At 74.1% G+C, this 19,417-nt stretch carries 18 protein-coding genes; 9 read left to right on the forward strand and 9 right to left on the reverse strand.

The window, feature by feature from the left end; translation table 11 throughout:
* Nucleotides 1–119 precede the first annotated feature (119 nt).
* Nucleotides 120–1,322, forward strand: coding sequence for a bifunctional class I SAM-dependent methyltransferase/NUDIX hydrolase (locus ACYQ8Q_RS06970; RefSeq protein ID WP_460062822.1), 1,203 nt, complete (start codon nt 120–122; stop codon nt 1,320–1,322).
* On the opposite strand, the gene ACYQ8Q_RS06975 is transcribed toward ACYQ8Q_RS06970, so the two are convergent.
* Nucleotides 1,297–1,986, reverse strand: a complete 690-nt coding sequence (locus ACYQ8Q_RS06975) for a response regulator (protein ID WP_460062824.1) — start codon at nt 1,984–1,986, stop codon at nt 1,297–1,299. The genes ACYQ8Q_RS06970 and ACYQ8Q_RS06975 overlap by 26 nt on opposite strands.
* On the reverse strand, nt 1,983–3,374 hold the full coding sequence (locus tag ACYQ8Q_RS06980) for a sensor histidine kinase (protein ID WP_460062826.1): 1,392 nt from the start codon (nt 3,372–3,374) through the stop codon (nt 1,983–1,985). The genes ACYQ8Q_RS06975 and ACYQ8Q_RS06980 overlap by 4 nt, the downstream gene beginning before the upstream one ends.
* Nucleotides 3,375–3,580: 206 nt before the next feature.
* Here ACYQ8Q_RS06980 and ACYQ8Q_RS06985 point away from each other — a divergent pair, with 206 nt between their 5' ends.
* The 3 genes from ACYQ8Q_RS06985 to ACYQ8Q_RS06995 all read left to right on the forward strand — a co-directional run bounded on the left by ACYQ8Q_RS06985 (nt 3,581) and on the right by ACYQ8Q_RS06995 (nt 8,021).
* Nucleotides 3,581–4,297, forward strand: a complete 717-nt coding sequence (locus ACYQ8Q_RS06985) for an ABC transporter ATP-binding protein (RefSeq protein WP_460062828.1) — start codon at nt 3,581–3,583, stop codon at nt 4,295–4,297.
* Nucleotides 4,294–6,639 carry an ABC transporter permease gene (locus ACYQ8Q_RS06990; protein ID WP_460062829.1) on the forward strand — a complete coding sequence of 782 codons (2,346 nt, stop codon included), beginning with the start codon at nt 4,294–4,296 and terminating at the stop codon, nt 6,637–6,639. Before ACYQ8Q_RS06985 ends, ACYQ8Q_RS06990 begins: the two co-directional genes overlap by 4 nt.
* 152 nt (nt 6,640–6,791) lie before the next feature.
* Nucleotides 6,792–8,021 carry a phosphodiester glycosidase family protein gene (locus tag ACYQ8Q_RS06995; RefSeq protein ID WP_460062831.1) on the forward strand — a complete coding sequence of 410 codons (1,230 nt, stop codon included), beginning with the start codon at nt 6,792–6,794 and terminating at the stop codon, nt 8,019–8,021.
* Between the two features lie 30 nt (nt 8,022–8,051).
* Here the strand turns inward: ACYQ8Q_RS06995 and ACYQ8Q_RS07000 are convergent, their stop codons facing one another.
* The 6 genes from ACYQ8Q_RS07000 to ACYQ8Q_RS07025 all read right to left on the reverse strand — a co-directional run bounded on the left by ACYQ8Q_RS07000 (nt 8,052) and on the right by ACYQ8Q_RS07025 (nt 13,305).
* On the reverse strand, nt 8,052–8,246 hold the full coding sequence (locus tag ACYQ8Q_RS07000) for a hypothetical protein (RefSeq protein ID WP_055632977.1): 195 nt from the start codon (nt 8,244–8,246) through the stop codon (nt 8,052–8,054).
* A 116-nt stretch (nt 8,247–8,362) separates the two neighbouring features.
* Entirely contained in the window at nt 8,363–9,217 is an 855-nt protein-coding gene (locus ACYQ8Q_RS07005; protein WP_460062832.1) for a phosphatidylinositol-specific phospholipase C/glycerophosphodiester phosphodiesterase family protein, read from the reverse strand.
* A gap of 180 nt (nt 9,218–9,397) precedes the next feature.
* Nucleotides 9,398–10,489, reverse strand: a complete 1,092-nt coding sequence (locus ACYQ8Q_RS07010; protein ID WP_460062834.1) for an acyl-CoA dehydrogenase family protein — start codon at nt 10,487–10,489, stop codon at nt 9,398–9,400.
* On the reverse strand, nt 10,486–11,667 hold the full coding sequence (locus ACYQ8Q_RS07015; protein ID WP_460062836.1) for an acyl-CoA dehydrogenase family protein: 1,182 nt from the start codon (nt 11,665–11,667) through the stop codon (nt 10,486–10,488). Before ACYQ8Q_RS07015 ends, ACYQ8Q_RS07010 begins: the two co-directional genes overlap by 4 nt.
* Nucleotides 11,664–12,641, reverse strand: a complete 978-nt coding sequence (locus tag ACYQ8Q_RS07020) for an NADPH:quinone oxidoreductase family protein (protein WP_460062838.1) — start codon at nt 12,639–12,641, stop codon at nt 11,664–11,666. Before ACYQ8Q_RS07020 ends, ACYQ8Q_RS07015 begins: the two co-directional genes overlap by 4 nt.
* A gap of 88 nt (nt 12,642–12,729) precedes the next feature.
* On the reverse strand, nt 12,730–13,305 hold the full coding sequence (locus tag ACYQ8Q_RS07025) for a helix-turn-helix domain-containing protein (RefSeq protein ID WP_460062840.1): 576 nt from the start codon (nt 13,303–13,305) through the stop codon (nt 12,730–12,732).
* Between the two features lie 78 nt (nt 13,306–13,383).
* Between ACYQ8Q_RS07025 and ACYQ8Q_RS07030 the strand changes: the two genes are divergently transcribed.
* The 5 genes from ACYQ8Q_RS07030 (at nt 13,384) to ACYQ8Q_RS07050 (ending at nt 18,068) form a co-directional block, all read left to right on the forward strand.
* Nucleotides 13,384–14,322 carry an NAD(P)/FAD-dependent oxidoreductase gene (locus ACYQ8Q_RS07030; RefSeq protein ID WP_460062842.1) on the forward strand — a complete coding sequence of 313 codons (939 nt, stop codon included), beginning with the start codon at nt 13,384–13,386 and terminating at the stop codon, nt 14,320–14,322.
* Nucleotides 14,323–14,351: 29 nt separating this feature from the next.
* Nucleotides 14,352–15,890, forward strand: a complete 1,539-nt coding sequence (locus ACYQ8Q_RS07035; RefSeq protein ID WP_460062844.1) for an ATP-dependent DNA ligase — start codon at nt 14,352–14,354, stop codon at nt 15,888–15,890.
* Nucleotides 15,887–16,351: an NUDIX domain-containing protein gene (locus tag ACYQ8Q_RS07040; RefSeq protein WP_460062845.1), complete on the forward strand. Its 465-nt coding sequence runs from the start codon at nt 15,887–15,889 to the stop codon at nt 16,349–16,351. Before ACYQ8Q_RS07035 ends, ACYQ8Q_RS07040 begins: the two co-directional genes overlap by 4 nt.
* A gap of 69 nt (nt 16,352–16,420) precedes the next feature.
* On the forward strand, nt 16,421–17,806 hold the full coding sequence (locus ACYQ8Q_RS07045) for an NADP-dependent succinic semialdehyde dehydrogenase (RefSeq protein ID WP_460062846.1): 1,386 nt from the start codon (nt 16,421–16,423) through the stop codon (nt 17,804–17,806).
* Between the two features lie 25 nt (nt 17,807–17,831).
* Nucleotides 17,832–18,068, forward strand: coding sequence for a DUF6213 family protein (locus tag ACYQ8Q_RS07050; RefSeq protein WP_359002050.1), 237 nt, complete (start codon nt 17,832–17,834; stop codon nt 18,066–18,068).
* Nucleotides 18,069–18,143: 75 nt separating this feature from the next.
* Here ACYQ8Q_RS07050 and ACYQ8Q_RS07055 read toward each other — a convergent pair whose 3' ends face one another.
* Nucleotides 18,144–19,370 (reverse strand): acyl-CoA dehydrogenase family protein, encoded by a 1,227-nt coding sequence (locus ACYQ8Q_RS07055; RefSeq protein WP_460062847.1) that lies wholly within the window; start codon nt 19,368–19,370, stop codon nt 18,144–18,146.
* Between the last annotated feature and the right edge of the window lie 47 nt (nt 19,371–19,417).

Genomic DNA, 19,417 nt, shown 5'->3' on the forward strand with positions numbered 1-19,417 from the left:
GGCCTGTACGCGCACGCCGCGCTCCCGGGACCGCCCGAGGCCGCCGGGTGATTGCCGGTCCGCGGGCCCGGTAAGAATCGCCGGGTCCGCCGACCGTCACACCCCTTGGAGGCCCGCCGATGCCCGAGCCCGTCCCGCCCACCGGCCCCGAGTCCGTCAACGCCGAGGCCTGGCAGGCGTACGCGGTCCACCATCTGCGGCGCGGCACCGTCCTGGCGGAGGCGGAGCGGATCGACTGGGGGTTCCCGGGCGCCGGGCCGGACGAGGCGTTCCTCGGGGAGCTGACCGGGCGGCGTGTGCTGGATCTCGGCTGTGGCACGGGACGGCACGCCGCCCGGCTGGTGCGCGCGTACGGCGCGCAGGTGGACGCGGTGGACTCCGCGCCGGGCCAGATCGAGCGGGCCCGCGCCCGGTACGGCTCGCTGCCCGGACTGCGCCTGGTCCACGCGGACGCCGTCGCCCATCTGCGGGACTGCGAGCCGTACGACGTGATCTACGCCGTCAACTCCGTGCCGTACGTCGATCCCCGCAGGCTGCTGCCCGCGCTGGCGACCGCCCTGACACCCGGCGGGACGCTGTGCTTCAGCGTGCTGCACACCAACTCCGCCGGGGAGGAGCCGAGTTCGGGGTTCGCCTCGCGCCCCGAGATGCTGCGGTTCGCGGGCGGCGGGGAGGCGACGGTGCGGATGTGGGTGCTCGGCACCGACGTCTGGGAGGACCTGCTCACCGGCCACGGTCTGCGCGTCGAGCGGGTGGAGACGGTCACCGCGCCCGACCCGGCCGTCACCCACGCCTCCTACCGTGTCTTCCGGGCCCGCCGCCCGCCGCGGATCTCCGCCCGCCCCCGCACCGCGCTCCCGCCCGTCGCCCACGCGGCCCTCGGGGTGGGCGCCATCCTGTACGGCCCCCGGGGACTGCTCCTCGGCCGCCACCGTCGGGGCACCTGGGAGCTGCCCGGGGGCACGGTGGAGCCCGGGGAGTCCCTGGAGGAGACGGTCGTGCGGGAGCTGCGCGAGGAGACGGGGCTGCGCGCGGACCCGGCGGACGTACGGCTCCTCGGCACCAGCCTGGACCGGGTCGGGGGCGTGGTGCGGATGACGGTCGGCGCCGTCGTCGAGCGGTGGACCGGCGACGCGGCCGACCAGCCGGGCGAGAGCGTCGGCGACTGGCGCTGGTATCCGCTGGACCGGCTGCCGCCGTCCCTGTTCGAGTGCAGCGCCCAGTCCCTGACCGCCTGGCGCCCGGACCTGCCGATCGACCACGCCCCGGCCCGCTTCACGCCCTACGCGGCCCCCGTCACCCCTCCCCCGTCCGCGGGCTGACCAGCCCCGTCTCGTACGCCACCACCACCGCCTGGGCCCGGTCGCGCAGCCCGAGCTTGGTGAGGACCCGGGAGACATGCGTCTTGACGGTCGCCTCGGAGAGATGGAGCCGCTCGGCGAGTTCCCCGTTGCTCAGGCCCCGGGCGAGGAGTCGCAGGACGTCGAGTTCCCGGGGCGTCAGTGCGGCCAGGTCGCGGTGGAGGGCGGCGGTCCCGGCGCCGGTGCGGGCGAAGCGTTCGACGAGCCGGCGGGTGATGGCGGGGGCGAGCAGCGCGTCGCCCGCGCGGACCGTGCGGACGGCGGCGGTGAGGTGTTCGGGAGTGACGTCCTTCAGCAGGAAGCCGCTGGCTCCGGCGGACAGGGCCGCGTAGACGTAGTGGTCGAGGTCGAAGGTGGTGAGCATGACCACGCGGGGTGCGTCGGGCGCGAGCGCGTCCGGTGCGCCGGCCAGGATCCGGCGGGTGGCCTCCAGGCCGTCCGTGCCCGGCATCCGGATGTCCATCAGCACCACGTCGGGCCGGGTGCGCCGGACCGCGTCCACGGCCTCGGCCCCGTCGGCGGCCTCGGCGACCACCTCGATGCCGTCGGCGCCGAGGATGAGCCGGAAGCCGGTGCGTACCAGGGCCTGGTCGTCGACGACCACGACCCGCGGCGTTGGGTTCACGGCTGCTCCAGGGGGATCGGGGGTCCGGCCGGCACCGGGGGCGGCGGCTGGGCGGGCATCGGGGGAAAGGCGGGCTCCAGGGGGATGAGGGCCCGGACGCGGTAGCCGCCGAGGGGACGGGTGCCGGTGTGCAGGGTGCCGCCGTAGACGGCGAGTCGTTCCCGCAGGCCGAGCAGGCCCCGGCCGTTGCCCGCAGCGGCGGCCGGGTCCGGTGTGCCCCCGGTGTCGGTGACCTCGATGCGCAGGGCGTCGGGCGCCCGGGTCACCGTCACGGCGGCCCGGGCACCGCTCGCGTGCTTCACGGTGTTGGTGAGCGCCTCCTGCACCACGCGGTACGCGGCGAGCTCCACCCCGGGGCCGAGGGGCCGCCCGGCCTCGCCGGAGAAGGCCAGCTCGACGGGTGTCCCGGCCGCCCTCATCCGGTCGACCAGCCCCGCCAACTGGCCCAGTCCCGGCTGCGGTTCGAGACTCTCCGCGCCCTCGGCCGAAGCGGTGTCCGGGGTCAGCAGGCCCATCACATGGCGGAGTTCGCCCATCGCCGCCCGGCCGCCCGCCTCCACCGCGAGCAGCGCCTCGCGCGCCTGGCCCGGTGAGGACTCCATGATCTTGCGGGCGGCCCCGGCCTGGATGACCATCACGCTGACGTTGTGCGTGACGACGTCGTGCAACTCCCGTGCGATCCGGGCCCGTTCGTGGTCGACGGCCCGGCGCAGCGCCTCGGCCTGCTCCCGCTCCACCGCCGCGAGCCGCGCCGCGCTCTCGGCGGCCCGCAGTTTCCAGCTCCGCAGTCCCACGGCCGCGATCACGACCGGTACCGCCACCAGCACCGGCGCCCACTTGAGCGGCACGGTGGGATCCGCGCCGGAGAAGCTCCCCATCGGGACGTCGCCGACGCCCCGCCCGAGCAACGGCAGGGCCAGCGGCAGGCTCGCGAGGGTCGCCGCCCGGTAGGGGCTGTAGGCGGCGGCGGAGTACGCCGCGATGACACAGCCGTAGAAGGTGGCCCGGGTGGCGCCGTCCGGGGTCAGCGCGGTCGCGGCCAGCACGATCCACAGCACCGCCAGCGGGAACCGGCGGCGCAACGCCAGCGGCAGCGAGGCCAGGACGGCCAGCACCACCACCGGAGCCCGCGCGGGCGTCGGCACCGGGACGGGTGCGGGCCCCGCGCCCGGCACGAGATAGGGGGGCGGATCGCCTCCGAGGTCCTGGACGACGTACGACACGAGGCTCGCGCACACCACCAGGGCCAGCAGGGCGTCGAAGAGCAGGTTCGCGCGTCCGGGCCGCGGCACCGGTCCGGTGGGACGGACGAGGGCGGCGGCGATCCGGCGCAGGCCCTCCGCGGTCCCCGGGCTCTCCCCCACGAGCGGCTTCGTCACCCGGCCCATTCTTCCGGCCCCGCGGCCCGCCCGGCATCCCTCCCGCGGACAACCCGTGCGGTCCGGGTACATCCGTCGACTACATCCGGAGGATGACCCGGCGGGCCATGGGCCGTGCGCGGTACGGGGTTTACCCCGGCAGGCCGTCGTGGGAGGCGGTGCCCCGTCCCTACCGTCGGGGCATCCGTCCAGAACCCCGAGGGAGAGAGCCGCCCATGGACCGACCACCGGCCCCCACCGCCCCGTTGATCGCACTGCGGGACGTCGTCCGCCGTTACGACAGCGGGCCGCCAGCGCTGTCCGACGCCTCGCTGACCGTGCGGCCGGGCGAGGCCGTCGCCGTGCTCGGCCCCTCGGGCAGCGGGAAGTCGACACTGCTGAACCTGATCGCCGGCCTGGACCGGCCCGACGCGGGCGAGGTCACCGTGGCGGGGGTGCGGGTCGACCGGCTGGGCGAGGCGGGGGCGGCCCGCTACCGTCGGGCGACGATCGGCATGGTCTTCCAGTTCTTCCATCTGCTGGACGATCTGACGGTCGCCGAGAACGTGGTGCTGCCCGCCCGGCTGGCGGGCCTGGGCCGGCGCGAGGCCCTCCGCCGGGCGGGCACCCTGCTGGAGTCGCTGGGCATCGCCCGGCACGCCGCGACGCATCCGGCGCTGCTCTCGGGCGGCGAGCGGCAGCGGGTGGCCGTGGCACGGGCGCTGATGAACCGTCCGCCGCTGCTCCTGGCCGACGAGCCGACCGGGGCGCTGGACTCGGCGGCCGGGGACGAGGTCGGCCGGCTGCTGAGGGAGCTGAACGACGAGGGCCAGACCCTGCTGGTCGTCACCCATGACGAGGCCCTGGCCCGGGCCTGCACCCATCGCACGATCCGCCTCGCGGACGGCCGGATCACCTCGGACGTCGACTCCCGTGCGGAGCCCGTCCGATGAGCGCGCTCGGGCGTTTCGTGCGGGCCGGTGCGGCGCGGCGGCGGGTGCAGTCGCTGGTGGTCGGCCTGGCGACGCTGCTGGCGGTGACCTCGTCGGTGCTGGGCGGGGCGCTGCTGGTGGCGTCGGACGCGCCCTTCGACCAGGCGTTCGCACGGCAGCACGGGGCCCATCTCACCGCGCAGTTCGCGGCCGGCCGTCTCACGCGGGCCCGGCTGCGGGACACCGCGCGGACGGACGGGATCACGGCGGCCTCCGGCCCGTTCGGGGTCGTGTCCGCCGCGCCGAGCCTCGGGGGCCGGACCATGCCCCCGCTGACGGTCGTCGGCCGGGCCGATCCGGACGGACCGGTCGACGCGCTCGCCCTCACCGGGGGCCGCTGGGTGCGCGCCCCCGGCGAGATCGTCCTGGCGGACGGCGGCGACGGTCCTCCGGTACGGCTCGGTCTGCGCCTGGAGTTCCCCGGTCTTCCCGGCAGCCCGACGCTGAGGGTGGTGGGCACGGCGCGTTCGGTGGGCCGCAGCGCCGACGCCTGGGTGGTTCCGTCCCAGGTGGCGGCGCTGACCGGGACGGGCCGGGCGGCCGACGCGCAGATGCTGTACCGGTTCGCCGAGGCGGGCAGCGCGGCCGAGGTGGCCCGCGGCCGGGCGGCGGTCACGGCCGGGCTGCCCTCCGGGGCCCTGGCGGGCGCCCGCTCCTGGCTCGCCGTCAAGAAGGAGGCGACGCGGGACACCTCGCTGTTCGTGCCGTTCCTGGTGGCGTTCGGTGTGCTGGGTCTGTTCATGTCGGTGCTGGTCGTCGGCAGTGTGGTGGCGGGCGCCGTCGGTACGGGGCTGCGGCGGATCGGTGTGCTGAAGGCGGTCGGCTGCACCCCGGCGCAGGTGGTGCGGGCGTACGCGGCCCAGGCGCTGCTGCCCGCGGCGGTCGCCACGGCCCTGGGCCTGGTGGCCGGTCATCTGCTGGCCGTGCCGCTGCTGGCCGACACGGAACAGGTGTACGGCAGCGCGGGCCTCGGGGTCACGGCGGGGACGGACGTGGTGGTGGCCGGGGGGATGCTGGGCCTCGTCGCGCTGACGGCGGCGGCTGCCGCGTGGCGGGCGGGGCGGCTGCGGTCGGTGGACGCGCTCTCGGTGGGGCGGGCCCCGGCGGCGGGCCGGGGGCGCCGGGCGGCCGCCCTGGCGGCCCGGCTGCCGCTGCCCCGCCCCGTGGGGCTCGGCCTGGCACGGCCGTTCGCCCGTCCGGCCCGTACGGCGGCGACGGCCGCGGCGGTGGTGTTCGGCACCGCCGCCGTCACCTTCGGGGTCGGGCTGAGCACGTCCCTCGGCGAGGTGGTGGCCGCCAAGAACCACAACGCCGCCGATGTCACCGTGGGGGTGCAGGGACCGGCGGCGCGCGGACCCGGCGCGCCGACCGTGAACGCGCGGACGGCCGCGGCGGTCACGCGCGCGGTCGCCGCACAGCCCGGCACCCGCAGACAGTACGGCACCGCCCTCACCGAGGCCGCCGTCGCCGGGGCGAGCGGCGGGGTGCCGGTGCTGGCCTACGACGGGGACGCGTCCTGGGGCGGCTTCCGGATGGTGGCGGGCCGCTGGATGCGCGCCGACGGCGAGGCGGTGGCCGCCACCCCGTTCCTGACCGCGGCCGGCGCCGGGGTCGGCGACACGGTCACGCTGACCGTGCGGGGCACGTCGGTGCGCGTGCGGATCGTCGGGGAGGTCCTGGACACCACGGAGGACGGCATGCGCGTCTTCACCGACGTGTCGACCCTGCGGGCCGCCGCCCCGGACCTCACGGTGAGCAGTTGGGCCGTGGAGCTGAAGCCGGGCACGGACGCGGACGCCTATGCCCGCGCCCTCGACCGCGAGCTGGAGCCGCTCGGTCTCGACGCGACGAGCACCACGTACGTCAACGGCAGCGACATGGCGCGGGTGATGGACGCGATGACGGCCCTGCTGACGCTGATGCTGGTCTGCGTCGCCGGTCTCGGGGTGCTCGGCGCGGTCGTCCTGGACACCCATGAGCGGATCCGTGAACTGGGCGTCCACAAGGCGCTCGGCATGACTCCCCGGCAGACCGTCGTCCTGGTCCTGGCGTCGGTGGTGCCGGCCGGGCTCATGGGTGCGGCCGTCGGGGTGCCGCTCGGGATGTCCGTGCACGGGGTGGTCACCCGCGCGATGGGCCGCACCGCCGGGCTGCGGCTGCCGGAGTCGGTGCTCTCCGTCTACGGCGCGCCGCTGCTCGTCCTCCTCGCCCTCGCCGGGACGGCCGTCGCCGTGCTGGGCGCGCTGCTGCCGGCCGGCTGGGCCGCACGGGTCCGGACGGCGACCGCGCTGCGGACCGAGTAGCACGTACCGCGCGGCGGCACGCCCGAATGCCGCGGGAAGCCACCCGGATTCGTGGTTCTGTCACCCGTTCTCGTGGTGTTGCCCGCTTGCCTTCTGGCGGTCGGTCCCCTGGCCCGTGAGAAGGTTGCGGCCCCATCCAGTCAGGGGATTTCATGACAAGACGTCATAACTGGTCCAGGGCACGGCGGACGACGGCGACGCTGCTCACCGCGCTCGGCACGCTGGCCGGCGCGGCCCTCGTGGGGGCCGCGCCGGCCGGTGCGGCGGGCTGGACCCCCGTGGCGCCGGGCGTGACCTACCGGCAGTACGACGTGTCGGCCGCCGCCGGGGTCGCCCGCGTCCATGTGCTCGACGTGGACCTCGCCGACAGCCGGGTGCGGCTGGGGCTGCTGTACCCGGGGAAGGTCGCCTCCCGTGCCGCCGTCTCCTCGATGGCCGACGCCCAGCGGGCCGTGGGCGGGGTCAACGGCGACTTCTTCAACGTCTCCGAGACCCAGCACCCCGGTGTGCCGGTGACGGGGGCGAGCGTGGGTCCGGCGATCGCGGACGGCAGGGAGCTGAAGTCGGCGGTGCCGAACGGCCAGCGGTTCGGGCCCGCGCTGCCACGGGGCACCAGCACCCGGGCGGTCCTCGGGGTCGGCGCGGACGGCCGGGCCCGGCTGGACACGCTGACGCTCGACGGCACGGTCACCGCGGCGCCGGGGCAGCTCAGGCTGGCCGGGCTCAACCAGTACGCGCTGCCGGAGAACTCCGTCGGCGCGTTCACGCCGGACTGGGGCAGCGCCTCGCGCAAACGGGCCACCTGCGGCACCGACTCCAGCCGGGGCGCGCCGTGCAGTACGCGCACCTACGAGGTGACGGTCCGGGACGACCGGGTGGTGGCGGTCTCCACGGCGCCCGGCAGCGGGGCCGTCGCGGCGGGTACCACGGTCCTCGTCGGCCGGGAGACGGGCGCGCAGCAGCTCAAGGCGCTGAAGGTGGGCGACCGGGTGACGGTGCGCTACGGGCTCACGTCCGGCTCGCGGACGGCGTACCGCTTCGCCATCGGCGGGCAGCCGCTGCTGACGGGCGGTCAGCCACTGGCGGGGCTGGACACGCGCACCTCGGCCGTGCGGACGGCGGTGGGCATCGGCGACGGCGGCCGACGGGTGTTCCTGCTCGCCCTGGACGGCGGGAGCGCCTACCGCAGGGGGCTGACGATCGCCGAGGTCGCCGCCGCCCTGAGGAACCTCGGGGCCACCGAGGGCTTCGGGCTGGACGGCGGCGGCTCCTCGACGCTGGTGTCCCGCCCCACCGGCTCGACCAGGGCCGGCGTCCGCAATCATCCGTCGGACGGGGTGGAGCGGTCGGTGGCCAACGGCATCGGGGTGTTCACCCAGTAGGGCCGGTCCCCCACCGGGGCCGCAGCGGCCTCACGGGCGAAGGCTGCCGACGAGGTCGGCGGTCGCCGTGAGGCCGCTGTGGATGGTGGGGGCCATGCTGGTGCCGGCCAGGAAGAAGCCGAGCAGCAGACAGGTCAGGGCATGCGAGATCTTCAGTCCGCTGTTGCGCATGAAGACCACTGCGAGGATCAACAGCAACAGCACCACGGAAATGGAAATGGCCATCGTCAACCTCCTCCATCACGTCCGCTTTCGCGGCGTTCGGCCGCAAGTGTGGCGTAACGGAGGGTTCGTCCGGGCGGCTGACCTGTCGTCCGAACGGGTGGTGTCCGGACGCCGGGCTACCGGTGTGCGTCGAGGAAGGCCTCCAGGCCGACCAGGTCGTCGGTGTTGAGGTAGTCGACGCCGGCCGCGAGGAGCTCCGTCCACAGGGCGTCGCGCTCGGGTCCGGCCACGTCGGGGGTGGCCCAGAAGCGGACCTGCTGTCCGCGGGCGTGGGCCGTGTCCACGATCGTGCGCAGCCTGGTCCGTTCGGCCTCGGGGAAGGCGCCGGCGCCGAGCCAGGTGAAGTTGAGGGCCCAGTTGTCGCTGATCAGGGAGGCGAAGGAGGCCTCGCTGGTGCCGAGGTCGGTGAGCCGGCCGTCGTAGAAGGCGCGGCGGACGGTCTGCGCCGCCAGGGGGACGCGGGCGGCCCGGTCGCCGGAGATGACGGCCGTGACGGGGCCGCGCCGGATCTTGCCGTGGGAGTACGTGGTGAACAGGTGCCGGTAGCGCTTGAGCAGCTCGTCGAGCGCGAGGTACGTGGTGGATCCCTCGGTCTTGATGTCGATGAGGAGCTGCAACGGCTGCCGGTGACCCCGGTACACGGAACCGTGGTTGGCCCTGACGCGGGCGGCGAGCGGGGCGAGGTAGAGGCCTTCGAGGGTGCGGGTGGGGTCGAGCTGGTCGGCCGAGTGGGCGATGAGGAGTGCGCCGTCGACGAGGAAGATGTCGGCCTCGACGCTGCCGAAGCGGTGGTCGAGCGCGTCGAGGAGGGGGCGGGGGTGCTCGTAGTCGTTGTGGGCGTGGGCGCGCCACAGCGGGCGGGGGCCGTGGTGCCGGCCGTCGGCGAACGCGCTGCCGGCGGGCGGTGCGAGGACCGCGGCGGTGGTCGCGGCGAGACCGGTGAGCACTCTGCGGCGGGTGACGTGGGCCATGGTGTTCCTCCCTGTGGGGCGGGTCCGGACCACAGGGAGTATGGAGCCGTGCGACCCCCAAGGACCCTGTACCTGCCAGGAGTTGGCCGGACCGCCTCGGTCCGTTCACTCCTTCCGCCCAGCCGCACGGAAAAGCCCGCCCCAGGTGGGGCGGGCTTCACCGGGGGACGGCGACGGGGGTCAGGGGGCCTGGAGATCGACCAGTTCGGCCACGGCGCTCCGGTGGGCGCCGGCCGTGCCGTAGGCGATCGCGTCGGACTTGGCCCGCTTGAGGTACAGGTGGATCGGGTGTTCCCAGGTCATCCCGATCCCGGCGTGCAGTTGGAGCGCCTCCTCGGCGGTGTGTACGGCGACACCCGCCGCGTAGGCCTGGGCGACGGCCACCGTGAGATCGACGTCCTCCCCGGTGGTGAGGGCGTCGGCGGCGCCGCGGGCGGCGGCGCGGAGGTTGACGACCTCCAGCCACAACTGGGCGAGCCGGTGCTTGAGCGCCTGGAAGCCGCCGACGGGCCGGTTGAACTGCTTGCGCTCCTTGAGGTAGCGCACGGTTTCGGTCAACAGCCAGTCGGAGAGACCCAGTTGCTCGGAGGCGAGCAGTCCTGCACCGGCGCGCAGGGCGCGGCGCACGGCGGGTCCGGCGGCGCCGACACGGCGGCCGGGGGCACCGGAGAGGGTGACGGTGGCGAGGGGACGGGTGAGGTCGAAGGCGATCTGCGGGGTGACGGTCACCGCGTCGGTGTCCGTGACGGAGACGGCGTAGAGGCCGCCGTCCTCGGCGGGCACGAGGAGCACATCGGCGGCCACGGCGTCCGCGATGCCGGTCAGCTCCCCGTGCAGAAGGCCCTCTTCGACGCGTACGGCGGCGAAGGCGGCGCCGGGAGCGAGGTGCAGCCCGACGGTGAGCGCGCCGATCGTGCGGCCGGACGCCAGCCTGCCGAGCAACTCCTCGTCGCCGCAGGCCAGCAGCGCCTCGGTGGCGACCACGGCACTGGTCAGATAGGGCACGGGGGCGACCGCGCGACCCAGCTCCTCCAGGACGACGGCGACTTCGCGGTGGGTGGCGCCCTGGCCGCCCAGCCGCTCGGGGATCAGCAGACCCGCGAGACCCATCCCGTCGGTGAGCGCCTTCCAGGCCGCCAGGTCGTGCGGGGCGTCGGACTCGGTGCGGGCGATCACGCCCGGCGCGTCGCAGTGGTCGGCGAGCAGGTCCCGTACGGCTGCCCTGAGCGCCTCTTCCTCCTCCGAGTACAGCAGGTCGGGCGCTTTCGTCATCGGGCGAGGTCCTTCCACGCGACGTCCTTGTCGGTGCGCGGCTCGGCGGGGAGGCCCAGGACGCGCTCGGCGACGATGTTCAGCAGGACCTCGCTGGTCCCGCCCTCGATGCTGTTGCCCTTGGAGCGGAGGTAGCGGTATCCGGCGTCCCGTCCGGTGAAGTCCACCAGCTCCGGGCGGCGCATGGTCCAGTCGTCGTACAACAGGCCTTCCTCGCCGCGGAGTTCGACCTCGAGGCCGCTGATCTCCTGGTTGAGGCGGGCGAAGGCGAGTTTCATGCCGGCCCCCTCGGGGCCGGGCTGTCCGGCGACGAGCTGCTGGCGCAGCCGCTCGGCGGTGAGACGGGCGACCTCGGACTCCACCCACAGCGTGAGCAGCCGCTGGTGGAGGTCGTGGGTGCGCAGCCCGGGGCGCTCGCGCCAGGTCTTCGCGACCGGGCCGATCATGCCGCCCTCGCGGGGCAGCCGCATACCGCCGATGGCGACCCGTTCGTTGTTGAGGGTGGTCTGCGCGACGCGCCAGCCGTCGCCGGTCTCGCCGAGGCGGCGGGAGTCGGGGATGCGGACGTCGGTGAGGAAGACCTCGTTGAACTCGGCCTCGCCGGTGATCTGCCGCAGCGGGCGGACGTCGACACCGGGGTCGGTCATGTCACAGAGGAAGTAGGTGATGCCGGCGTGCTTGGGCACGTCCGGGTCGGTGCGGGCGATGAGGATGGCCCAGCGCGCGTTGTGCGCCCCGGACGTCCACACCTTCTGCCCGTTGACCACCCATTCGTCGCCCTCCCGGACGGCCCGGGTGCCGAGGGCGGCCAGGTCGGAGCCGGCGCCGGGCTCGCTGAAGAGCTGGCACCAGACCTCCTCGCCGATCCACAGGGGCCGCAGATAGCGCTGCTTCTGCTCCTCGGTGCCGTACCGGAGGATGGTCGGGGCGGCCATGCCGAGCCCGATGCCGTTGCGGCGCGCGTCGTTGTCGGGGGCGCCGGCCGCCTCCAGTGCCGCGTCCACGACGCTCTGGAGGGAGCGCGGGACGCCGAGTCCGCCGAGACCCTCCGGGTAGTGCACCCAGGCCAGTCCCGCGTCGAAGCGGGCCTTGAGGAAGTCGAGCCGGTCGGTGTCGGCGGGCGGGTACGCGGCCAGCAACTCGGCCGTCCGGTGCGCGAGTTCGGCTGCGTCGGTCATGCCGCGGCTCCGTTCTCCGGAGTCGGGACGACGGTGACCCGGCCGGTGGTGACCCCGTCGCCGACCCGCTGCACGGCGGCCGCCGCCCCGGCCAGCGGCACGCGCTCGCTCACCAGCGGCTTGATCGCGCCCCGGGCGGCGAGGTCGGTGAGCTGCTCGTGGCAGTGCTGGACCAGCTTCGGGTTCCTGGTGTTGTACAGGCCCCAGTGCAGACCGAGGATCGAGTAGTTCTTCACCAGGGCGTGGTTGAGGCCGGGGCTGGGGATGGTGCCGCTCGCGAAGCCGACGACCACGATCCGGCCCTCGAAGGCGACGACCTTGGTGGACTGGGTGTAGGCGTCGCCGCCGACCGGGTCGTAGATCACGTCGGCGCCCCGGCCGCCGGTGGCCTCCTTCACGGCGGCGACGACGTCCTCGGCGCGCCGGTCGACGACCACGTCACAGCCCAGCTCCCGGGCGACGGCGGCCTTGTCCGCGCCGCCCACGACACCGATGACCCTCGCGCCGGCCGCCTTGCCGAGCTGCACGGCCGCGCTGCCGACCCCTCCTGCGGCAGCGTGGACGAGCAGGGTCTCACCGGCTTCGAGCCCGGCCCGGCGGTGCAGTCCGAACCAGCCCGTCTGGTAGCCGATGTGCAGGGCGGCGGCCTCGGCGTCGTCGAGTGCGTCCGGGGCGGGCAGCAGGGCGGCGGCGTCCGCGACGGCGTACTCGGCGAAACCGCCGTACGGCAGGGCCGGGTTGGCGATCACACGGCGGCCGTCCTCGGTCTCGCCGCAGATCTCCACGCCCGGTGTGAACGGCAGCGGCGGGCGCACCTGGTAGTGGCCCCGGCACATCAGCACATCGGGGAAGTTGATGTTGGCGGCACGCACCTTGAGCAGCACCTGGCCGTCGCCGGGCGTGGGCCGCTCCACCTCGTGGAGTCGCATCGCCTCGCTCGGCTCGCCGTTCTCGTGCACTTGCCATGCCTGCATGCGGTGCCTCCACAGACTGCTTCGTCGGGGTCCACCGCATACTAAGCGGTCGCTTGCCGCCGAGGGAACCGTGTCCGGGGTAAAGGCGTCACGCCTTCCCGCGGGGCTTCGCCCGTACGTGCATCCGCTCGCCCTGCGGACCGAACAGGCTGAGGAACTCCACCGGCCCCTCCCCCGTCGACCCGAACCAGTGCGGCACGCGCGTGTCGAACTCGGCGGCCTCCCCCGCCGCCAGCACCACGTCGTGCTCCCCGATCACCATCCGCAGCCGCCCGGACAGCACGTACAGCCACTCGTAGCCCTCGTGGGTGCGCGGCTCCGGCTCCTCGACGCCCTGCGGCACCAGCACCTTGAACGCCTGGAGGCCGCCGGGCTGCCGGGTCAGCGGCCAGAAGGTGCGCCCGTGCCGGACCAGCGGCCTGGCCCGCACCCGGGGGTCGGCCGCCGGGGGCGCGCCGACCAGCTCGTCCAGCGGCACCTGATGGGCCTGGGCGATCGGCAGCAGCAGCTCCAGGCTGGGCTTGCGCAGCCCGGACTCCAGCCGGGACAGCGTGCTCACCGAGATCCCGGTCGCCTCGGACAGGGCCGCCAGGGTCACCTCCCGCTCCTTCCGGATCCGGCGCAGCCGGGGGCCCACTTCCGCGAGAACGTCTTCGGCACTCATACCCCGTATTGCAGAATCGGCAAAGCCGTTTGTCAATCCGGTGCGGTCCGGGTCACCTTCTCGGTGGAGGTGGTCACCATGACCGACACGACCGGTACGTATGAAGTGATCGTCGTCGGCGGCGGTGCCGCGGGCCTGTCCGCGGCACTCGTCCTGGGCCGGGCCCGGCGCCGCACGCTGGTCGTCGACGCGGGCGAGCCCCGCAACGCGCCCGCCGCCCATCTGCAGGGCTATCTGACCCGGGACGGCATGCCGCCCGCCGAGTTCCTCGCGCGGGGGCGCAAGGAGATCGCCCGGTACGGCGTGGAGCTGGTCCGGGACCGGGCGGAGGCGGCCGCCCGGAGGCAGGGGGGTTTCGCCGTGGAGCTGGCGTCCGGCCGGACCGTGCGCGCCCGGCAGCTGGTCCTCGCGACCGGGCTGAAGGACGAGCTGCCCCCGGTGGAGGGACTCGCGGAGCGCTTCGGCCGGGATGTGCTGCACTGCCCGTACTGCCATGGCTGGGAGGTCCGCGACCAGGCGTTCGGCGTGCTCGCCACCAGCGCGATGAGCGCGCACCAGGCGCTGATGGTCACCCAGTGGTCCAAGGACGTGACGCTCTTCCTGCACCAGGTCGCCGAGGAGGAGCTGACCGACGACGACCTGCGCCGGCTGGCCGCCGCCGGGGTCCGGGTGGTGCCGGGCGAGGTGGCGGGGCTGCGGATCGAGGACGACCGGCTGACCGGGGTACGGCTCGCGGACGGGAGCACGCACGGGCGGGAGACCCTGTTCGTCGCCCCCCGCCCGGTCCCGCGCAACGACCTGCTGCTCCAGCTGGGCGCCGAGCTGAAGGAGACGCCCTTCGGCGCCTACCCGGTGATCGACGAGCGGGGCCTGACGACCGTGCCGGGTCTGTGGGCCGCGGGCAACGCCAGCGGGTTCGCCGAGCAGGTGGTGAACGCGGCGAGCCGCGGCTACCGGGCCGGGGCGGCGATCAACGGCGAGCTGCTCTTCGCGGACCTGGACGCGGCCGGGGTGTAGTCCGGGGGCCGCCGTTGCACCATGGCTGCATGCTGCTGACCCGGCTCGCCGCTGTGTCCCGGGAGGTCGCGGCCGCCTCGGCGCGCTCCCGCAAGATCGCTCTGCTCGCCGGGCTGTTCCGGGAGACGGAGCCGGACGACGTCCCCGTCGTCATCCCCTATCTGGCCGGACGGCTTCCGCAGGGCCGGCTCGGCGTCGGCTGGAAGGTGCTGAGCCACCCGGTGGAGCCGGCCGCCGCCCCGGCGCTCACGGTGCGCCAGGTCGACGCGCTGCTCACCGCTCTCGGCAAGGTGTCCGGGCCCGGGTCCCAGGCCGAACGGCTGCGGCTGGTGGGCGAGTTGATGGGCGCGGCCACGGCGGACGAGCAGCGGTTCCTGCTCGGGCTGCTCACCGGCGAGGTCCGCCAGGGCGCCCTGGACGCGGTGGCGGTGGAGGGCCTGGCGCAGGCGACCGGGGCACCCCCGGCGGACGTACGGCGGGCGGTGATGCTCGCGGGGTCCCTCCAGGCGGTCGCCGGGTCCCTGCTCCGGGACGGCCCCGCGGCGCTGGAGGCGTTCCGGCTGACCGTCGGCCGCCCGGTCCTGCCGATGCTGGCGCACTCCGCGTCCTCCGTCGCCGAGGCGGTCGGCAAGCTGGGCGGCTGCGCGGTGGAGGAGAAGCTGGACGGCATCCGGGTCCAGGTGCACCGGGACGGCGCGCAGGTCCGGCTCTACACCCGCACGCTGGACGACATCACCGACCGGCTGCCCGAAGTGACCTCGGCGGCACGGGAGTTGGCGGGCGAGCGGTTCGTCCTGGACGGCGAGGTCCTCGCCTTCGACGCGGACGGCCGGCCCCGCTCCTTCCAGGAGACGGCCGGGCGGGTCGGTTCCCGGGTGGACGTGGCGGCGGCCGCCGAGGCCGTCCCCGTCTCCCCGGTCTTCTTCGACGCGCTGTCCGTGGCGGACCGGGACCTGCTGAACCTGCCCTTCGCCGAACGGCACGCGGAGCTGGCCCGGCTGGTGCCGGAGCCGATGCGGGTACGGCGGACGGTGGTGGACGGTCCCGAGGGCCTCGCGGCGGCCGAGGAGTTCCTCGCGCAGACGCTCCGCCGCGGTCACGAGGGTGTGGTCGTGAAGGCCCTCGACGCCCCCTACAGCGCGGGCCGGCGCGGGGCCTCCTGGCTGAAGGTCAAGCCCGTGCACACCCTCGATCTGGTGGTCCTGGCCGCCGAGTGGGGCCACGGCCGCCGCACCGGCAGGCTCTCCAACCTCCACCTCGGCGCCCGCACCGCCGACGGCGGCTTCGCCATGCTGGGCAAGACCTTCAAGGGCATGACCGACGCGCTGCTCGACTGGCAGACGGAACGCCTGCGGCGGCTCGCCGTGCGGGACGACGGCCGGGTGGTGGCCGTACGCCCCGAGCTCGTCGTAGAGATCGCCTACGACGGCCTCCAGCGCTCCACCCGCTACCCGGCCGGAGTCACCCTGCGCTTCGCCCGTGTGGTCCGCTACCGCGAGGACAAACGGGCCGCGGACGCCGATACCGTGGAGACCCTGTTCGCCGCTCACCCGGAGGTGCGTCCGTGACGCAGAAGCGCAGCGCGGGCCTGTTGCTGTTCCGGCACACCGCGGACGGCACCGAGGTGCTGCTCGGCCACATGGGCGGCCCCTACTTCGCGAAGAAGGACGCCGGCGCCTGGTCCGTCCCCAAGGGCGAGTACGAGCCCGACGAGCCCGCCTGGGACGCGGCCCGCCGCGAGTTCCGCGAGGAGCTGGGGCTGGAGCCGCCCGACGGCGCGGCGATCCCCCTCGGGGAGGTCCGGCAGACCAACGGCAAGATCGTCACCGTCTGGGCGATCGAGGCGGACCTGGATCCGGCGACGGCCGTGCCGGGCACCTTCCGCATGGAGTGGCCGCCGCGCTCCGGGCGGATCGAGGAGTTCCCGGAGCTGGACCGGGTGGCCTGGTACACCCTGGCGCGCGCCCGTGAACTGATCGTCCCGGCCCAGGCGGCGTTCCTCGACCGTCTGCCGGGGCACTCGCCCTGACGTGCACGCGTTGCGCGGTCCGGTGCGGCGCGGGAAGGTCGAAGCAGGCAGCTCTCCAGGAGGTCGGTCATGCCCATCGCGACGGTGAACCCGGCGGACGGCGAGACGCTCAAGACGTACGAGCCCATGGGCGAGGAGGAGCTGGAACGCCGGCTCCAGCTCGCCGAGGCCACGTTCCGTACGTACCGGCTGAGCAGCTTCACCGACCGCTCACGTCTGCTGCTCCAGGCGGCGAACCTGCTGGAGGAGGACCAGCGGGACATCGCACGGGTGATGACCACCGAGATGGGCAAGCCGATCCGGCAGGCGCGCGCCGAGGCCGCGAAGTGCGCCAAGGCGATGCGCTGGTACGCCGAGCGCGCGGAGGGACTGCTCGCCGACGAGCGCCCCGACGACGCCGACGTGGCGGACTCCGGCGGCACCCGGGCCCTGGTCCGCTACCGGCCGCTGGGCCCGGTGCTGGCCGTGATGCCGTGGAACTTCCCGCTGTGGCAGGTGATCCGGTTCGCCGCGCCCGCGCTGATGGCGGGCAACGTGGGCCTGCTCAAGCACGCCTCCAACGTCCCCCAGACCGCGCTGTACCTGGAGGACCTCTTCCACCGCGCGGGCTTCACCGAGGGCTGCTTCCAGACCCTGCTGGTCGGGTCCGGCGCGGTGGACGAGATCCTGCGCGACGAACGGGTGAAGGCCGCGACGCTGACCGGCAGCGAACCGGCCGGCCGGGCCGTCGCCGCCACCTCCGGGGCGATGGTCAAGAAGACGGTCCTGGAGCTGGGCGGCAGCGACCCGTTCGTCGTCATGCCCTCCGCCGACCTCGACCGGGCCGCGCGGGTCGCGGTGACGGCGCGCGTCCAGAACAACGGTCAGTCCTGTATCGCCGCCAAGCGGTTCATCGTCCACTCGGACGTGTACGACGTGTTCGCCGAGCGCTTCACCGAAGGGATGAAGGCGCTGAAGGTCGGCGACCCGCTGGAGGAGGACACCGACGTCGGCCCGCTGGCGAGCGAACGGGGCCGGGCCGATCTGGAGGAACTGGTCGACGACGCGCGGCGGGCCGGCGCCGGGGTGCTGTGCGGTGGCGAACGTCCCGACGGGCCCGGCTGGTACTACCCGCCCACCGTCCTGACGGGCCTCACCCGTGAGATGCGCATCCACCGCGAGGAGGCGTTCGGCCCGGTCGCGACGCTGTACCGGGTGGCCGACCTGGACGAGGCGGTGCTCCTCGCCAACGACTCGCCGTTCGGTCTGAGTTCGAACGTGTGGACGCAGGACGAGGCCGAAGTGGACCGTTTCGCCCGGGACTTGGAGGTCGGCGGTGTGTTCGTGAACGGCATGACCGCGTCCCATCCGGCGTTCCCGTTCGGCGGGGTGAAGCGGTCCGGGTACGGACGTGAGCTGTCCGGGCACGGAATCCGCGAGTTCTGCAACATCACCACGGTTTGGCACGGCGCCTGAGCGCGGCGCGGTTACGATCCCGGGTGTGAACCGCGAAGTGACCCTGCCCCTGATCGTCGACGACCGCGGGACCCTGCAGGTGGCTGCCGCCGATGTGAGCAAGCTGCTCCGCACGCTGGGCGGGAGGTGGCTGCACCTCGTCGAGGCGGGGGCGGAGGATCTCGACGAGGACACGGTCGCCGCCCTGACGATCGAACTGGCGAAGCTGGCCGATCGCATCGACGTGGCGTGCATCGCGCACAGCAGTGGGGGGACCTCCTAGCCGACGGGGCCGGGTCCGGCCCGAAGGGGCGCGGGGAACTGCGCGAACAACCCCCACGCGCCCGCGGTCGCCGTACTACCGGATGGACATCCCGGAGAGCGTCCGGGCGATCACCAGGCGCTGGATCTCACTCGTCCCCTCGAAGATCGTGTAGATCGCCGCATCGCGGTGCATCCGCTCCACCGGGTACTCCCGGGTGTACCCGTTGCCCCCGAGGATCTGCACGGCCTGCGCCGTGACCTTCTTCGCCGTCTCACTTGCGAACAGCTTCGACATCGAGCCCTCGGCCGCGGTGAACGGCTTCCCGCTGATCGCCATCCAGGAGGCCCGCCACACCAGCAGCCGCGCCGCGTCGATCTGCGTCCGCATGTCGGCGAGCTGGAAGGCGACGCCCTGGTTGTCGATGATCGGACGCCCGAACTGCTCCCGGGTCATGGCGTAGTCGAGGGCGACCTCGTACGCGGCACGGGCGGTGCCCACGGCCATCGCGCCGACCGCCGGGCGCGAGGCCTCGAACGTGGCCATCGCCGCGTTCTTCACGCGCTCGCCGCCCGCCTTCGCCCGCTCCCGGGCCCGGGCGAGCCGCTCGTCCAGCTTCTCCTTGCCGCCGAGCAGACAGGAGCCGGGGACACGCACGTCGTCGAGGACGACCTCGGCGGTGTGCGAGGCGCGGATGCCGTGCTTCTTGAACTTCTGGCCCTGGGCGAGACCGGGCGTGCCCGCCGGGACGATGAAGGAGGCATGACCCTTGGAACCCAGCTCCGGGTCGACGACGGCCACCACGACATGGACGTTGGCGATGCCGCCGTTGGTCGCCCAGGTCTTCGTGCCGTTGATCACCCACTCGTCCTTGGCCTCGTCGTACACGGCACGCGTACGCATCGAGGCGACGTCGGAGCCGGCGTCGGGCTCGGACGAGCAGAACGCGGCGACCTTGACGTCGTTCGCGTCGCCGTACATCTGGGGGATCCAGGTGCCGATCTGTTCCTCGGTTCCGTTCGCGAGGACTCCCACGGCGGCCAGACCCGTGCCTACGATCGACAGGGCGATGCCCGCGTCGCCCCAGAACAGCTCCTCCATGGCCATCGGGATACCGAGCCCGGTGGGGTCGAAGTACTGCTGCGCGTAGAAGTCGAGGGAGTAGATGCCGACCTTCGCGGCCTCCTGGATGACCGGCCAGGGAGTCTCCTCACGCTCGTCCCATTCGGCGGCCGCGGGACGGATCACGTCTGCGGCGAAACCGTGCAGCCAGTCCCGGACCTCCTTCTGTTCGTCGTTGAGCTCCATGGTGAACTCGGCCATGTCCCCTCCAGCGGCGGGCGTGCGTGTTACTAGCGGTAACCCCGAGT

The organism is Streptomyces sp. YKOK-I1 (genome assembly GCF_054660435.1).

Coding starts and splice junctions, on each gene's coding strand:
- ACYQ8Q_RS07020 (WP_460062838.1), bottom strand. CDS start 12,641: ATGCAGGCATGGCAAGTGCACGAGAACGGCGAGCCGAGCGAGGCGATG.
- ACYQ8Q_RS06970 (WP_460062822.1), top strand. CDS start 120: ATGCCCGAGCCCGTCCCGCCCACCGGCCCCGAGTCCGTCAACGCCGAG.
- ACYQ8Q_RS07045 (WP_460062846.1), top strand. CDS start 16,421: ATGCCCATCGCGACGGTGAACCCGGCGGACGGCGAGACGCTCAAGACG.
- ACYQ8Q_RS07005 (WP_460062832.1), bottom strand. CDS start 9,217: ATGGCCCACGTCACCCGCCGCAGAGTGCTCACCGGTCTCGCCGCGACC.
- ACYQ8Q_RS07030 (WP_460062842.1), top strand. CDS start 13,384: ATGACCGACACGACCGGTACGTATGAAGTGATCGTCGTCGGCGGCGGT.
- ACYQ8Q_RS06990 (WP_460062829.1), top strand. CDS start 4,294: ATGAGCGCGCTCGGGCGTTTCGTGCGGGCCGGTGCGGCGCGGCGGCGG.
- ACYQ8Q_RS07015 (WP_460062836.1), bottom strand. CDS start 11,667: ATGACCGACGCAGCCGAACTCGCGCACCGGACGGCCGAGTTGCTGGCC.
- ACYQ8Q_RS07035 (WP_460062844.1), top strand. CDS start 14,352: ATGCTGCTGACCCGGCTCGCCGCTGTGTCCCGGGAGGTCGCGGCCGCC.
- ACYQ8Q_RS07000 (WP_055632977.1), bottom strand. CDS start 8,246: ATGGCCATTTCCATTTCCGTGGTGCTGTTGCTGTTGATCCTCGCAGTG.
- ACYQ8Q_RS06985 (WP_460062828.1), top strand. CDS start 3,581: ATGGACCGACCACCGGCCCCCACCGCCCCGTTGATCGCACTGCGGGAC.
- ACYQ8Q_RS07025 (WP_460062840.1), bottom strand. CDS start 13,305: ATGAGTGCCGAAGACGTTCTCGCGGAAGTGGGCCCCCGGCTGCGCCGG.
- ACYQ8Q_RS06995 (WP_460062831.1), top strand. CDS start 6,792: ATGACAAGACGTCATAACTGGTCCAGGGCACGGCGGACGACGGCGACG.
- ACYQ8Q_RS06980 (WP_460062826.1), bottom strand. CDS start 3,374: ATGGGCCGGGTGACGAAGCCGCTCGTGGGGGAGAGCCCGGGGACCGCG.
- ACYQ8Q_RS07055 (WP_460062847.1), bottom strand. CDS start 19,370: ATGGCCGAGTTCACCATGGAGCTCAACGACGAACAGAAGGAGGTCCGG.
- ACYQ8Q_RS07010 (WP_460062834.1), bottom strand. CDS start 10,489: ATGACGAAAGCGCCCGACCTGCTGTACTCGGAGGAGGAAGAGGCGCTC.